This window comes from Reichenbachiella sp. (assembly GCF_965233835.1).
Lineage (GTDB): Bacteria > Bacteroidota > Bacteroidia > Cytophagales > Cyclobacteriaceae > Reichenbachiella.
This window is the reverse complement of sequence record NZ_OZ247585.1, coordinates 2,918,279-2,933,606: the sequence shown is the minus strand read 5'-3', so window position 1 is coordinate 2,933,606 and position 15,328 is coordinate 2,918,279. Positions and strand designations below refer to the sequence as shown.

Here is a 15,328-nt window from a genome sequence, read left to right as displayed (position 1 = left end):
ATCAAACGGCGGTCTGAACTTCGTGCTTGGCTCTGCTTCTTAATCTGAAAAAGACGAATAGATTGAAGAAGTGCATTCCACCGAGAATCAAAATGATTCCTCCTATCTTAACACTGAGTGTTTCGATTACAGCCTGTACGGTCACAACTTCACTAAGAATTTTTAGTGTGAGGACAGCATAACCTACATTAATTAAGTAGAATCCAACCACTAACAATCGGTTGACGCTGTCAGCAAGAGGCTCATTCCCATGAAAAATGTCTACAAGAAATATACGTCCATTTTTAAAGAGCGTATTAGCCACCCAAACGGTAAGTGCAATGGACATAATTACGTAAAGGCTGTAAGTAACAATGTAATAATTCATAACAGTATGTATTTAGTTTAAATTCAATTAATTCATTAGTTTCAGAAATTATTGAAAGATCTTGTTAAAAAAATATCAGAGCTTCATCAATAACTTATAGAACCAGTTTTTATCAGACTTAGTAAATTTTTCAAGAACACTATCTACCTTATACGAAAAGTCCTGAAGGTCCTTAGTCATTGCTTTAAATTCTTTCACTTCTTTGCTTGTACCTTCTACTCCTTGTACTTGTTCAAGCACTTTAATAATTGGCTCTATCTCTCTTCTTCTTCTCTCTTTGGACACTTGTCTGGCAAGTTCCCAAACATCTTTGTCGGCTACAAAAAATTCTTTGCGCTCACCAATCCTACTGACTTTCTCAACAATTCCCCAATCAAGTAAAGCTCTTAGGTTCATATTCACATTACCCCGTGACATCTTTAATTCCTCCATCACCTCCTCTGCAGCAAGGGGTTCTCCACTAATCAGAAGTAACGCATGTATTTGAGCCATGGCCTTATTTATTCCCCAACTAGAACCTAAAGTACCCCAAGCTTGTATAAAGTTTTGCTTTGCTTCTGTGTATTGCATATCTGAGACAAACCTACAATTAATTATTAAACTTTCAAAACTTATTGAAACTTTATGGTTCTGGTTGTTAATTAAATGATGTCAATTGAATTAGTCCATCGCGAAGATTAAACGCCAATCAGGTCAGTCTAGTCTTCTCGTACTTTTTACAGACAACGCTTGTCGTTCAAGTTTTCGTGACTAGAATAATCTATTTGATAATTTTTGCCATTGATATCCCCAAGATTGTTGGATAGCAATATAGGTGTAAATGTTTGGTTATCTTCTAATTAAGCTTTGGCTCAAAAACTCAAGATGCACCTTAGTGTCAACCACTTAGACCAAATATTTGTACTCTGTATAGTTCTAATTTTGTACGGACTTGAGCGCCTAAGCCTTGTCCCTAGTCACAAAGTACAGCACAATGCCTAGGAGAAATATACCAATGCTTACTCCACTTTCGAAGGGTTGTTGCACGGCTACAAAAATCAAAGTCCATAAGCTTACTATAATGAAAATCACTGGAGTGAATGGATAGCCCCAAGCCTTATAACCATCTGACTGGATCTTGACTTTAAAACGCATGACAAAAATACCTGCAACGGTGATGGTGGTGATAAAGATGAGCAAGAATGAGGTGTACAACAATACCTGCTCGAATGTGGAAGTATAGATAAACACTAGACTGAGCAGTGTAGAAAAAACATAAGCGTTGATCGGTATGCCTTTGGTATTGGTTTTAGCCAATAGCCGAAAGGCGGCCATGTCTTCTCCCAATTCTTTGCTGACTCGTGGGCCTAGAAAAACATAAGCGCTAACTGTGGACAGCAACAGTACAGATATTGCGATAGCAATGATCATTCCTCCCAGTTCCCCAAAAATGGCTTGGCCTGATAAAAAGCCTACTTCCAACTCCCCTGCCAACTTGGAAATCGGAACCGTGTATAGAAATATGTAATTGAGCAAAACATAAAGGATCATGACCAGCAATGTGCCTAAAAACAGAGATTTTGGAAGATCTCGCTTCGGTTCCTTCATTTCTCCAATGATGTAAACGGAGCTATTCCAACCCGTATAAGCATAGGATACATAGATTAAGGCCACAGCAAATGGAGGACTTGTTATCTCCGTCCAACTCTTGGTTGATGGTGTAAGAATGACTTCCTGAGGGATCGAAACGCCAAAACCAAGCAAAATAAAGATCAGAATCAGCCCCACTTTTAACAGTGACGTAATATTCTGAATTCGACTACCCAACTGAAGGGATTGTGCGTGAACGACACCAAACAAAAGAATAGTAACCGCTGCTACATGATTTTCTGATAAACCTGGAATGATAGTGCCTAAGTAAGAGGCAAGTGCAATGGCCGCTAAAGACGCTGGTGCTGCAAAGCCTACGGTGATCGAAACCCAGCCACCAACAAATCCTAAGGCAGGATGATACAACTCTCGAAGTAAATTGTATTCTCCACCTGAACGTTTGTAAACCGAACCCAGCTCAGCATAACATGCTGCTCCGCAAAAGGCAACCACTCCACCAATAAACCATAAGAAAAGAATGGCAAAGCCAGATTTGATATCAACTACCTGAAAACCTAAGGAGGTGAATACACCCGTTCCTATCATTGAAGAAATGACTAAGGAAGAAGCGGTCAAAATGCCTAGATTTTTTGTAACCATTTATGCAAGCTCGAATGCCACAAAAAAACTTGCTCCCCTACCTACTTCACTCTCCACCCAAATTCCTCCTTTCATTGCATCTACAAACTTCTTAACAATAGATAGTCCTAGTCCAGTGGAGTCTTCACCTGCGGTGGGTTCTGCGCTAAGCCGTTGATACTTTTGAAAAAGCCTAGCCTTATCTTCTTCATCAAGTCCAGGTCCTTCATCTCTTACTTCTATCAGAGCCTGACTCTGATCTATAGACAAGTTGATAAAGACATTCTTTTGTTCAGATGAAAATTTAATGGCATTGGAAAGTAAATTTTCTATAACCTGAGATACATAGGTAACATGTGCAATGATGTGTACATTTTCTGTAATGTCCCGAACCAGTTGAACATTTTTTGTTTTCGCTTGCTGATCAAACTGATCAATCACATCATTGATAATTTCAGTTAAATTTATACTGGATAAATCTAAGTCAGCCACACGTTGTTCGATGGATTCTACATTTAGAATCTCCGATATCATGTCTATTAGTTTCATCCCACTCGCTTGCACGATATCTAGAAACTTTATCTTTTCTTCCTCCTTTTCAGATGCTTTCAAGACACCTACAGCACCTATAATATTGGACAACGGGTTCTTGAGGTCATGAGCTACAATGCCAATCAAACTGTTTTTTTCAGCATTCAAATTGCTAAGGGATGCATTCCGATCCTGGATTTCTGCATTCAGCAATTGCAGTTCAAGATTGGCATGTTTCTTCAATCGGTAATATCTATACAAAATGATCAAAACACCAACAAGAAGTACCATACCAACGATGCTTGCATTTTGAGTATTTCGTTGCTTTTCTATTTGTTGATCTAGGGTCATTCGAGCTCTCTCATTAGCATAATTTATTGAAGCTCTTTCTTTCTGAAAATTGTATTCCGCTTCGAGAAGCGTCAACTGTTTAATCTGTTCACTATTTAAAGTACTGTCTTTCATGGTATTAAAAAGTACATAATAGTCAAGGGCTTTTTGATAGTCACCCATTTGTTTTGCCGACTGAAAGAGCAGTTCGGAGCTGTTCATAATATTATCAATATGACCAGTCTTTTGAGCCATTACTAATGCTTGAGACAAGTATTGCTGGGCTCGAGCATGATTGCTATCTTGGAGGTAAATTTTTCCAAGGCCGATAAGTGGGTCCGTTATGTCTGTATTGGCTTTGCATTCCTCAAAAAAAGCCTTTGACTTAGAATAATAATCAAAGGCTTTTTTATACAGCTTGTCTGAGTAGTAGATATCTCCAATACTATGATGCACTTTACCCATGCCATAAATGTCATTGATCAGCTCGGTAATTTCTTTTGTTTTGAGATAATGAAATAGCGCCTGCTCACCATTTCCCTTCAACTGATACATGTGTCCAATATTAAAATTGGATATAGCCATACCCAGACTATCCAAACTCTCTTCACTTATTTTTAACGACTTCCAATGGCTTTCCAATGATTTATCATACTCTTTTTGATCTTTATAAACTATAGCAATGTTGTTGTATACCATAGCCATCCCTGGCCGATCATTTAATTTTTCTAGAATTTCCAGATTGAGTAAATGATAATGCAATGCATTGACATAATCACCCTGCAATTCATAGACAAGGCCAAGACCATTATATCCTTTGGTTAACCCGATAGTATAATTGATGGAATCAGACTGAGCAATTACATCATTAAATAGTTTGACTGCTTGAGTATAGTCCCCAGTACGATCAGCTGCATAACCAATTTCATATAGCGCGTCGATTTTACCCTTAGGGTATTTGAATAATTCAGCCTTCTGGATAGCTATCTGAGCATACCAATTAGTAGAATCGGCATTTATTTGTCTGTACTCTCTGGCGATCGCGACATACGTATTTATCCGTTCTTTCTGATTGCCGGATTCTACTCGTGTAAATAGCGAATCAAGGGTTCTGGGATTTTGAGCGAAAAGCCGTAAAGTACTTATTAAACAAACCGATAGAATGAAATATATCTTCATAAAGTTTCAAGGCACATAATAAATTAAATTAATCAATTGACCGGGTAGTCATGGCATCAATTAAGAATTATTTATTCAAATGCTGTGTTACCTATCGTTCAACAAGACTTTAACGACGACTCCTTTACAAGCAAGTAGTGCAGAGCAAACGCCTTATCGTTTATCAGAAATTATAATAAACTTGATTCCTTCTTTTCGCCACTCTGTTCCCTTTAAAAAGGCGATACCTGAATAGCCTCCTCTTTTAGTGCGATCCTCAAAGATTCCAGAAGTTCGAAGCAAATTAACCTCAATTGATTTTGGGAAAGTCCTTGTAGAATGTTGAAATAGAAAAGAGGACGTGGAATTGGGATCTCATATGATTTAGTTGGTTTTTAATCTATTATCCTTTTTTTCCTCAATTCTTTTTGCCTTGTACTTTTCTTTATTTTTTTTTATTTTTTTCTTTCCCTTTTTCTCCATCATTTTCTTCTTCTTCTTCTTCGCCTCCACCCTCTCCTTCACTTTCTTCTTCCTCACTTTCTTCTTCCTCGCTTTCTTCTCCATCTCCTCCTTCGTCTCCATTTCCATCACTCTCATTATCTCCAGCATCATCGGTAGTTACCGCGGCAGGGGTTGTTGGCGGGGGTGCTGAACTCGTTGGAGCTACTTTCTGACTTTTTTTCCTGAATGGGATGTTGTATGAGAGCGAGAAAAAGTAACCTGTGTCAAATCTTTTGGTTGTGATGTTTGTGACGTCCTGATAGATATTGGGGTCTTCGAATTCACCTTTCAATCTTGTGACTTGTCCAAAAGCCGCACCATAGCTTAAGGCAATTCGTTCTTTTCTGCCAATTAAGACACTCCCACCAACTAAATATCGAGCCTGAGGATTGTCTTTAAATGTGAATCCTGCACCAAGTGAGAATGCCAGATTCAAGGATTTGCCCCATCTAGAATAAAAATGTACTAAACCCGCTAGTCCTGGATCACCCGTTGACGTATTTTGACGAACAATCCTATTTCCACTTTGATAAGAAATCGAACCATCTGGAGCTATAGAGCGAACAGAATCCTGTACGGTACTGAATATATGGTCGGTCAGCGAACTATAAAACAATCCGCTGCTGCCATCAATTTTAAAACCACCAAATATGGGAATGGAAACTTTTTCGTCGCTGAGATAAATGCCAGCAGAACTATCTTTTGGAAGAATATTTAAGGAAAATTCAATTTCATCATAATTCTTTACCTGAGGCACATTGTATTGAAGGTCATGACTTTTTTTGTCAAGTGCATAATAGAGAGTAAGAAATTCCTTTATTTGATTTCCCTCTTCGCTTTTTTCCTTATCCTCAGGCCCACTGAATTTCTCTTTAAATGTTGCCTGTAAACATGAAACTATTCCTAAATTTTTTGTGTCACATTTCGGGCATACTTCTTTGAACGATTCATCCAGTTTTTCTTTGATTTCTTTGTTCCATTTGTTGAATTGATCAACAGTCATGCAATCAGGTAAACCCTCATAATAACTCGTGAGTTGACCTGTCTTATTGTAAAGCCATAGTTGAATACTTAATTCACATCCCGAGGAGTTTTCTAGTTTAATCGCATCTGGGCTTAATGCTTTTTCAAAAAAAGCTGGTAACTCTTCACTCTCTGATGCATAATTGCGAGTGACGGTGGTTAAGTAGTTTCTATAATTGATGGTTGAAAGTTTAAAGACAAGTGGATCGTTCACGAATACCCTGGTACCTTTCTGATATATATCTTGCTTGCTAATTCCACGTTTATTGCCCGATTTAGATTTGAAATTTTTTCCTTTAAGTGGGAAAAAATTCATTCCAGGATAATAGTTATAATAAAAGCGATTGCAACACACGTTGTACTCTATTACCTTGGATTCGCGACCTGTATGGTGTGTATTGAGGCAATTAGTGCCATCTAATTCTAAATATTCTTTCGGAAGTATATTCTTGCCATAATCATGTGGGGGCTCAATATTGTCATTTACTTGTGGGTTTGCAGGGGCATCATCTTCTTGATTTGGGTTTGGGTTCGAGTCTGAGTCTGCAGTGATAGAAGCTTTTGACGTTAGTACATTGAGCTTTCTTTCAGATTCTCCACCTTCCGACTTAACAGTCAGAGTCATTTTTTTCACGCCACCTAGCCATGGGCTTATATCTACTTTGCAATCAGATCCAACTTCTATTTTGTCAATGGCATTCGCATGAAATACTGAAAGTTTATTGCAGTCACAATTTTCACCTATAAACGTGAAAGATTTTTTATCCTTTGCTACCACATTAGCACCTGAGACGAATCTGCAATCAATTTCACCCACCTTTTGCTCCTGAGCAATGCCCTGGACATAGATAATAAGTGCAATGGCTATACTGTATATTTTTTTCATATCGATTAATTGTTAGGTGATACTCTGAGGTTATTTACTACATACTGAAAATTCTGTATGAGCGTATGCTGCTTGTCACTTCCGATAACAATTCCAACTAATTTTCCATCTGCTGTGATAACAGCGGAACCTGAATCCCCAGGAGAGGTAACTTTTTCAATCGCAATCAACTCTTCAAATTCATTGCGGAAGTTGAGCTCGTTCACTTCATGTTCGGTCGAAACAAGCTTAATCTTTGAGTCTTTTTTTCCACCTGGTGTAATTACAATTACTTTAGTCTCCAGGTTGCCTGAACCAAGCTGAACAATCTCATTACTTTTAATATCCGGATGACTTTCCATATTGTCTGGACTGGTGATCTCAACTAATGCAGCATCGATGAACGTATTCATCATACCTTCCTCTGCTTTACCAATTAAAGTACCTTTCATATCAAATACATCAGGATTTTGTGGTGTACCTGCCGACTCTTTTATTCCATTCACAAAAAGTTCTCTATTATAGATTACATGATAGCAGGAAATAAAAAAGTGCTTGAATGTGTTGTCATCAATCTTCCTTTGGACTCTTATACTGCAAGTGCCCTTCTCCTCATCGCCAGATCCTCTTTTTCTTCTGTAGATATGGTCTCCGGGTTTTAATGAATTGAACTGAAAACCGCCGGCAGTATATACATCTGTAGGTATTTTGTAATTCTCAAACGGAATATATTGAGGAATGACTGATGTGACATCTTCATTCTTCTTATTCACTCCAAACCTTAAGGTGAGACCAGTCGTATCCGTCTTGCCACTTGTAACATTTCTGCCAATGGCTACACTTTTTATTCCCGAATATTGATGCTTCCATTTTTTGCTATCCCTTGCGATTGCTCTCTTGAGAATATCTTCCTGTTCTGATTCTGGTAAGTCCGTGGAATGCTTAGCAGCTGAACTTGATGAATCTCCAATTTTTTTCTTAGTGTCCTTTATAGCCCAAACAATGCCGAGCAAATCATGCCAAAATTTCGAACCAAGACTTAAGAAAATCGCAGTGAAAACCCAACCAAAAATGGTATACCATTTAAAATAATCTGTCCTTTCCCAACCAATGTTTTTATCAATAGTGCCTAAATTATTTATCACCTGAATAAGGTCTACATTCAGTGATGCGGCGATAATAAATCCTGAAAATATATTGATAATTAATACAGCTTTCTCACGATGTTTTTCTTTGTCCTTATGTTCTCCTTTGAGTCGTAGATTCCCGAAACTCAATCCAATAAATTTCTTTTCATGAAGCTGTAACTTGAGGAAATTCGCAAGTCTTTCTGAAACCAGACTTAACATAAACAATAAGCTGAAAATTAGGATCAATTGGTCTTCCATTGGAGGTGTTGATTGAATCATTGCTTGGCAACATGGATTTGGATGCACGCCTGAATTGGGCTCGGTGTTAAGTTGCCTGAAAATATTAAACTATCAGTTTCATCCGAAGCTTTTGTTGTGGCTACCCAACTTAACGTCTCCGAACCAGTTAAATCCAAAATTGCAGTTCCATTTATCCCATCCAAGCAGTTCTGAGGAACAATTGCTATTGGACCATCAAGCATAAGATTGGTTAATCCCTGGTCAAATCGAAGAGTAATTGGATACTGGAGGCTATCTGTATTAAGTCCATAGAAAATAACACTACTATAGTGGCATGTATCTGCCGAATCAGATACAGCATTGATATTGTAATTGATGGCTAATGGATCTGTACATCCATTATCGGATAAATCCTGGAATTTTGCTTCATCACATGCAGATAAAAAGACAACAAATGAAATGAGAAGTAGATAGGTTGTTGGCATAGTTTTATTTTTATCTAAAGCTAGGCTATTTCTCTGTTATCGAAATACCCAATTTCAGGTATTTTCCATATGTCAGAAGGGTTCTTGAAAAGAATATGCTTTTTTTTTTAACAGAGCCGCATTTTTGCGACTTAAACTCTCCAGCTCTTTGAGCCAAAAAATGTCAAAAGTGTTTGGTGATTGGGGTACTCATCAAAGATGCGCACTCGGGTCATGATTCCATTGTCTTGAATTTTCTTGATTTCATCCATCAATAGATTCCAACCATCAAGAAAGGAAAATTCGATTTTCTTAGCGTCATCATTCAACACCATCGTGCCTCCATAATGGTATTCAATGTTGCTATTAAATAATTTAAACCCCTGTTTTACAAACCATGAAGAACGTTCCGTTGTGTAATAGGCTCCCCAACTAGAGATTATATAAATTTAGGAAAATTAAAAACACGACATTAACTAAGATGCCAAATCCTTTACTTTTTGTTGAATGCTTAAACCACACTTCAACGAGATAATTCAGGAATTGTGTACTTGCTCTAAATTGTTGGGATAAATATTTATTTTTTGATTGTCCAGTTTGTTGCAAACATCGATCAAGCGTTCAATCTTAATCTTAGCATTTACTGTCTGACCTGAAACAGATAATGAATCAAAATCTACCTCAACATCGTCCGGATTTATCAATTTCAATGATTCGGTAAATTGGCTTTTCAATTTTTCCCTTCTTAGTGCTCGTGAGCCGTCATGAAATTGAACTTGGCTACCGAGTGCTACATTAATAGCTTTTTCTCCAGACCCCAGTTTATCTGTAAACCCTTTTTCCGAAAGCTCTTTAGCAATATTCAATAAGCTTTTGCCATCCATAATACTTTTCTCTTCACTTACCTTCATAAATTTAACGAAATTATCTCACTTTAGATAACGTCAAACGCCCTCTACCTATTACATTTCTTCCTTTTCCACGCATTGCTATGATGCCATCCTGATATAACTGCTGCTTCACGGCATATGGAGTCACCTTCATATTTGAGGCTCTCATTTTCTCAATAATAAGCGCGCATGCCGCCGAAACCATAGGAGTAGCCATAGAGGTACCATCTTTGCGGTCAAATAGTAGAGACCTTGGAGGCTTGGCCATCAGTTGCCCTCTTGCATTGCGAGGTACGGGTATAGTAGAAGTAATATTGACACCTGGTGCTACCAAATCGGGCTTAGTGGTGTGGTAACTTGTAGTACCTTGACTGCTGAAGGCGGCAGGGTGAAATGACCTCTTGTGAATGGCTCCAACAGTAATTGCTTCTCTTGCCTGACCAGGACACCCGAGTTCTGTATCAAATGTATTTCCACTCCCCTGGTTTCTTAAGGCTTCGGCTCTCATATGATCATTGCCGGCTGCCACCACAACTACTGTATTGTCAAGTAAGACGGCGTTGTCAACTGCCACACAAAGTGGGCAATGGCCATTATCGCACATCCAGCCATGGCCATTGGAGGACCACTTTGGTAAATGATTGAAACCCAAGCTCATGGACAATATATCTGCTCCAAAATCAAGCGCCTTATCTATACCTTGTACTACGTTGGTATGGCTGCCACGCCCATCAGACCTTAAGACTTTGATATTGTATAAATCAACTCCTGGGGCAATCCCTGGAAATATTGAATCCGTACTTGCAATCGAGCCTGCACAATGCGTTCCATGGTCTCCAGGAATAGATACTGGCTCACCTACTGTACTTACTGATCTTTTCACGTTCAAAAATGGATGTTTGGTATCAATTCCACTATCCAATACAGCTACAGAAACTCCACTGCCATCACTACTCTTCCCATGATTGACATGAAATTCAGGCAAACCTACATCTGAAATGGCATCATCCATTTGGGTAAGTTGCAAGGTAGGGTCAAGTTCTATTCGTTCAATCACTTGATTATTGATCAAGGCCTGGATTTGACCAGGTAACCCATAATACCGAATGGAATTGGCACTGATCAAAGCCTTGGGTTGCTGTTCCTTGGGCACATCAGTCTTTATTTGATCAATGTGCTCAAAAACCGGTTTTAATGCTCTATTTATTCTCCTTTTATAGCTACTCCAACTCTCAGCTTTATGTGGCTGATGAGTAGCAATTTTAAGTATTACAGGGATATGATTGCCTGTAGATTCGGAAATAGCCCCTCCTACTTTTGTAAGCTCACTTTGAAGTATATTTCGATCACCTGACTCCAACATTTCAAAAGTTTGCTGGAGTAGGTGTCCGATTTTTTTTGGTTGCTTCATTGTCATGTTTTTCATTCCTTTTGAATGTAATTTAACTAGTGACATATTGAATTGTTATCTAGGGTTTGATAAAGCCAACAGTGATAGTGAAGATTGGAAGTATGAACTGTCCGTATATAGGATCATACCAATCCAGAAAAAGAAAAGGACCACCCAAAGTGAAAACCCAAACCACAAAACATAATACGGACACCACCAGCTGAATAGGTTTATCAACCTTCATGGCTAATTTGAGGTAAACCACACATAGGATGGCACAAATTGCCATAAAGGCCCAATGCCATGATGCGTTAAATTTGTCTGCATTTTCAGTAAGCACACTGGTGCCTGTAATCCACAAAGCGATAATCTCACCTGGAATATATTTGAGAAGTCTGTCTTTGTATTTATCCGGATCTGGTTGAAGTGTTGGAGATGCCATGGTAGCAGTAGCTGCAGGCGGGCTCGCATTAATAATTTGTCTTGACATTGTTAAATCGTTTTATGGTTAAAAAATTCATGAAATAGGAATAGGCAGCTCCTGAATACCGTCTTGATCAACGATGGTAATTTTTTGAAGCTGCGATGGGAAATTGCCTATAAATTCTCTGATGATTCTTCCTTCTGATTGACCCGTTTCTTCTTTTGACTCTACAGATAAATGATAAATATAAGAGTCGCTTCCCTCGTATTGTCTTTCCCACCAACATTCAGCACCTTGATCAATTTCAATTTTGGCAAAAAGTTTAACCGTCGAACCGTCTTTTCTGATTTGGTAATCACCTTTAGTTAAGCTTAATCGACCACAGCCTTCATCAATCCATCTTCTATACAAATCAATCCATTCTTCAGGCCAGGGTCCTGCATTGTTGTTAGGTGGCATTTGATCTGGGCCATTGCTTGTCAAATGATCTAAGATGGCATTGATTACATGCATTTTGGGTTGACCATTCCTTTCATAAAAGGAATCGGGGTTCCATAAATCAAAATGCCACAGCATGTGATCTCTGTCAATCGCCCTAAATAAGGGCTTAATGTGTAATTCAAAAAGTACTTTTCTATGCATGACTTTAAGTTAAAATGACTAATTCCGCTGAGGTCAGTATTTCGGACTCAGTTCGTTTTGTTATAGCGGAGGTCTTAGCGTCTTTTGTGACCGCAGAATCGAATCCTGTTACAGTCACTTTGTATTTTTTTCCCGGTGATTGTGCTGATAGTCGAACTATTTCTTGGGTCAGATCGATGGAAATATCGGTTTTCATGCCCTTCATTTGCGGCATAGAAAAAATAGCAAAATGGTCAACTAAATATCGCTCTCTAAAGAGTTCATCACCTTTTTCATAGTCAACCTCTTCTGGGTGAAGAAAAACAAAGCCAGTCAAATTCACGGTATCCGATATCACTACATCTTTCATGACAAAAGGCGTGGCTTTGAAGGTGGTCGGTATATCAAAAGAATATATTGAGATGGTTTCAGCTTCGTAGCTACCAGCTAATTCTGCCACATGAGGATATTTCTGCGCATAAGAACCTGAGGTCTGCTGTCGGAGATTTATATTTTTTTCATCTATCGCTGACGCAATAACTGGCGGTTGCATATCTGGGTGGTCATAGATGTATCCAAGTCTAGTCGTATCCAGCACCTCACCCAATGTTATACTTTCAGGCATGTTTTTGAGTGATCTGCCTTGATCAGATATTGTGTTTGCGCCATATTTTTTAAGCCATAACTCAAAAATCAAGTCCTGGTAGGCATGAAATGACCAAAAAATCGGGTCAAATGCCGCAGTCACTGAACTGCTCATAGCACCCCCTATGTATAAGTCATGCATCAAATTATGCTGAGGAGTCTCTATTGCACCAAATCCACCCAGCGGTCTCTGCAATCCCCCAAAACCATTGGATGATCCTCCGGTTAGTATATTGCTTGAGCTCCATTTTGGATTTTTACTAATGACATTGGTCACCTCATCGACATATGGATAAAACGGTTTAGATATTGATGTAGTATTTCGGTTCGTATTCACCCATTTTTGTTGAAAATCATCATACATCTGGGACAAAATATCCCCGCCTTTTTCGAACGCGGCCGGATATCGCTTTCCACTTTTTGGTAACTTGGTATAGTCATAATATGGGATAGTTACACCAGGAACTTCGGCTTGAAGTGCTTTTTCAAAGTAGTGCAACAACGCTCTGTGCCATGGAAAAAACAGATCATTGTTATGTTCGCAACGTTTAACCGCCGAATTATGAATATTGGCGTAGAAAACATAATCATTTCCGCCGTTTTTGTCTTTTAATTTCGTCAGTGCGTCGATGTAATCTGAAGGATCAATTTCGTCTATACTCTTACGTTGTAATACACCTTGATTTTCTTTTGAGTGAACTGCAAAAGGTGTTGATATTGCTAAGGTGGTAGCTCCGGCTGTCAAAGCTGTTGATTTAATAAAGTCTCTTCTTTTCATAGCGTGCTAGGTTTAATTGGTTGTATTTATGATGATGGTTCTTCTACAATTCGTACTAGTTGCATCATACCCTGGTCCTCATGATCCAAAATGTGGCAGTGCAGCACAAAATCTCCAGTAAAATCTTCGTACCTGGATCTGATGGTGACTTTTTCCCCAACTTTGACCATGTAAGTATCTTTCCAAATAGGTGGATCAAATTCTGTAATACGACCATTTCTGTGTTCGATAGAATGAACTTCAAAACTGTTGACATGTATGTGATAAGGGTGGTTTGCCAATCCAGATGTTAATGTCCATGTATTGGCTTCTCCCAATTTCAATTTTCTAGGAGGACTACTCATATCGAATGGTTTTCCATCAATAGTAAAGCAGATGGGTATTTGACTTACATCAATATTGAAATGAACAGTTTGTAATTCATTACCTTCTACTTCGCTATCTTTGATTGGTTCGAACGGTTTGTACATTGCAAGTGCACCTTCATTAGGCAGATTCATGTCTTTTTTCTCCGATGAGATAATTACAATAGCAATTATTTTAGGAGATTCTAATTCTGCTTGAAGGCCAGATATAGCATCAGACTCTAAGTCAATCAGAAACAAAGTATCAGCTTCTGCAACCTCATTTGCCTTAATAAGAACATCCGACCTATAACCTGGTTGCAGTTCAATGCTGTTTTTGCGATTCATAGTTCCTAAAGCAATACCATCCATTGCAATCTCATTAAGGTTATGCTCTTCTAAATGTATATCAATTGTCTCTCGAACTCCTGCATGAATAAATCTCCAACGCTGAACTTCACCTGATTTCATTCTAATAATCGGATAAGTTTGACCATTAACCATAGTTCTCCAACCATTTTGTCTAACTCCTCTCTCCCAGGACCCAGGCCCGAAGGAGTTCTTGAAATCTTCAACTCCATAAAAGCCGTTCTCATCTTCGGTATAAGGAATCTGTTGCAGAATAAAGATTTTTTCCTCAGCATCTTTGATTTGCTGAAGAGTGTCCATCCCTCCTTCCACAATCAAAGCGCCGGCCATTCCAGATGAAACCTGAATGGCAGTGGAGCCATGTACATGGCCATGATACCAAAATGTGCCCTGAGGGTGATTGCCTGGAATTTGAATATGATTCTGAAACTCACAAGATGGCATGATATGCACAAGCACATTATCACTACTATCACTTGGACTTACGTGCAAACCATGGGTGTGAAGGTTCGTTGTATTAAACACCTTATTGTTAACTTGATCACAAGGATCTACACTGGAGTGATGCATGGTGTTCATTGGATCACAAGGTGAATCGTGCATCCCTGTACTAGGTAAATTATTGATTACTTTGACCCGAAGAAGATCTGATTGCTTTATTCTCATGGTCGGCCCTACCAAAGAGCTTTCATAATTTCGAAGATTAACAGAGATACTTGATTTTTTGTTGATGTTCCATATTTTTTGAGTCGTGTAAGCAACCTCCAACTTTGTATCTAACAAACCATTAAATGATTTTCGCTCAGCAGGATTACGGAATGGCTGGTAGGCTCTACTTGAATTCGCCTCAGAGGAAAGCATCATGTTTCCTTGATCTTTCGCTGACTGATCTATACTTCTAAATTCTTCGAGTATCCTTTTCTTCTGATTTTGAATACTCATGAATTCAATATCCTCCTTTCCGCTGTTCTTGGGATCATCACTGCAATTGGCAAAGAAAAGAATCATAAAGGCCACGGTTAAGAAAGTAATATTCGTTTTCATAGT

Annotated in this window: 14 protein-coding genes; all 14 read right to left on the bottom strand. The window is 38.6% G+C overall.

The features are described from left to right. Position 1 precedes the first annotated feature (1 nt). Positions 2-367: a hypothetical protein gene (locus ACO6S2_RS12360; RefSeq protein ID WP_422358864.1), complete on the bottom strand. Its 366-nt coding sequence runs from the start codon at positions 365-367 to the stop codon at positions 2-4. A 75-nt stretch (positions 368-442) separates the two neighbouring features. Beyond that, complete coding sequence (locus ACO6S2_RS12355) at positions 443-937, bottom strand: GbsR/MarR family transcriptional regulator (protein ID WP_422358863.1); 495 nt, start codon at positions 935-937, stop codon at positions 443-445. A gap of 369 nt (positions 938-1,306) precedes the next feature. Next, positions 1,307-2,596 (bottom strand): APC family permease, encoded by a 1,290-nt coding sequence (locus ACO6S2_RS12350; RefSeq protein WP_422358862.1) that lies wholly within the window; start codon positions 2,594-2,596, stop codon positions 1,307-1,309. Then, a complete protein-coding gene (locus ACO6S2_RS12345) occupies positions 2,597-4,615 on the bottom strand; it encodes a tetratricopeptide repeat protein (RefSeq protein WP_422358861.1) in 2,019 nt (672 codons plus the stop codon). A gap of 424 nt (positions 4,616-5,039) precedes the next feature. Then, complete coding sequence (locus ACO6S2_RS12340; RefSeq protein WP_422358860.1) at positions 5,040-7,007, bottom strand: hypothetical protein; 1,968 nt, start codon at positions 7,005-7,007, stop codon at positions 5,040-5,042. A 5-nt stretch (positions 7,008-7,012) separates the two neighbouring features. Beyond that, entirely contained in the window at positions 7,013-8,395 is a 1,383-nt protein-coding gene (locus ACO6S2_RS12335; protein WP_422358859.1) for a hypothetical protein, read from the bottom strand. Further along, positions 8,392-8,841, bottom strand: coding sequence for a hypothetical protein (locus ACO6S2_RS12330; RefSeq protein WP_422358858.1), 450 nt, complete (start codon positions 8,839-8,841; stop codon positions 8,392-8,394). The genes ACO6S2_RS12335 and ACO6S2_RS12330 overlap by 4 nt, the downstream gene beginning before the upstream one ends. Positions 8,842-8,972: 131 nt before the next feature. Further along, complete coding sequence (locus ACO6S2_RS12325) at positions 8,973-9,155, bottom strand: hypothetical protein (RefSeq protein WP_422358857.1); 183 nt, start codon at positions 9,153-9,155, stop codon at positions 8,973-8,975. Between the two features lie 201 nt (positions 9,156-9,356). Next, positions 9,357-9,731 (bottom strand): hypothetical protein, encoded by a 375-nt coding sequence (locus tag ACO6S2_RS12320; protein ID WP_422358856.1) that lies wholly within the window; start codon positions 9,729-9,731, stop codon positions 9,357-9,359. Between the two features lie 13 nt (positions 9,732-9,744). Then, on the bottom strand, positions 9,745-11,121 hold the full coding sequence (locus tag ACO6S2_RS12315; protein ID WP_422358855.1) for a S8 family serine peptidase: 1,377 nt from the start codon (positions 11,119-11,121) through the stop codon (positions 9,745-9,747). A gap of 58 nt (positions 11,122-11,179) precedes the next feature. After that, the gene (locus ACO6S2_RS12310) at positions 11,180-11,590 is read right to left on the bottom strand and encodes a hypothetical protein (RefSeq protein WP_422358854.1); all 411 of its coding nucleotides are present in this window, start codon (positions 11,588-11,590) and stop codon (positions 11,180-11,182) included. 27 nt (positions 11,591-11,617) lie between these two features. Next, complete coding sequence (locus tag ACO6S2_RS12305; protein WP_422358853.1) at positions 11,618-12,166, bottom strand: hypothetical protein; 549 nt, start codon at positions 12,164-12,166, stop codon at positions 11,618-11,620. A gap of 4 nt (positions 12,167-12,170) precedes the next feature. Beyond that, complete coding sequence (locus ACO6S2_RS12300; RefSeq protein ID WP_422358852.1) at positions 12,171-13,568, bottom strand: tyrosinase family protein; 1,398 nt, start codon at positions 13,566-13,568, stop codon at positions 12,171-12,173. Positions 13,569-13,594: 26 nt separating this feature from the next. Beyond that, positions 13,595-15,325, bottom strand: coding sequence for a multicopper oxidase family protein (locus ACO6S2_RS12295; RefSeq protein ID WP_422358851.1), 1,731 nt, complete (start codon positions 15,323-15,325; stop codon positions 13,595-13,597). Between the last annotated feature and the right edge of the window lie 3 nt (positions 15,326-15,328).

Bases quoted from the DNA above. Each gene is read 5' to 3' on its own strand.
- ACO6S2_RS12335 (WP_422358859.1), bottom strand. From the start codon at position 8,395: ATGATTCAATCAACACCTCCAATGGAAGACCAATTGATCCTAATTTTC.
- ACO6S2_RS12295 (WP_422358851.1), bottom strand. From the start codon at position 15,325: ATGAAAACGAATATTACTTTCTTAACCGTGGCCTTTATGATTCTTTTC.
- ACO6S2_RS12360 (WP_422358864.1), bottom strand. From the start codon at position 367: ATGAATTATTACATTGTTACTTACAGCCTTTACGTAATTATGTCCATT.
- ACO6S2_RS12345 (WP_422358861.1), bottom strand. From the start codon at position 4,615: ATGAAGATATATTTCATTCTATCGGTTTGTTTAATAAGTACTTTACGG.
- ACO6S2_RS12305 (WP_422358853.1), bottom strand. From the start codon at position 12,166: ATGCATAGAAAAGTACTTTTTGAATTACACATTAAGCCCTTATTTAGG.
- ACO6S2_RS12350 (WP_422358862.1), bottom strand. From the start codon at position 2,596: ATGGTTACAAAAAATCTAGGCATTTTGACCGCTTCTTCCTTAGTCATT.
- ACO6S2_RS12300 (WP_422358852.1), bottom strand. From the start codon at position 13,568: ATGAAAAGAAGAGACTTTATTAAATCAACAGCTTTGACAGCCGGAGCT.
- ACO6S2_RS12315 (WP_422358855.1), bottom strand. From the start codon at position 11,121: ATGAAGCAACCAAAAAAAATCGGACACCTACTCCAGCAAACTTTTGAA.
- ACO6S2_RS12355 (WP_422358863.1), bottom strand. From the start codon at position 937: ATGCAATACACAGAAGCAAAGCAAAACTTTATACAAGCTTGGGGTACT.
- ACO6S2_RS12325 (WP_422358857.1), bottom strand. From the start codon at position 9,155: ATGGTGTTGAATGATGACGCTAAGAAAATCGAATTTTCCTTTCTTGAT.
- ACO6S2_RS12320 (WP_422358856.1), bottom strand. From the start codon at position 9,731: ATGAAGGTAAGTGAAGAGAAAAGTATTATGGATGGCAAAAGCTTATTG.
- ACO6S2_RS12330 (WP_422358858.1), bottom strand. From the start codon at position 8,841: ATGCCAACAACCTATCTACTTCTCATTTCATTTGTTGTCTTTTTATCT.
- ACO6S2_RS12310 (WP_422358854.1), bottom strand. From the start codon at position 11,590: ATGTCAAGACAAATTATTAATGCGAGCCCGCCTGCAGCTACTGCTACC.
- ACO6S2_RS12340 (WP_422358860.1), bottom strand. From the start codon at position 7,007: ATGAAAAAAATATACAGTATAGCCATTGCACTTATTATCTATGTCCAG.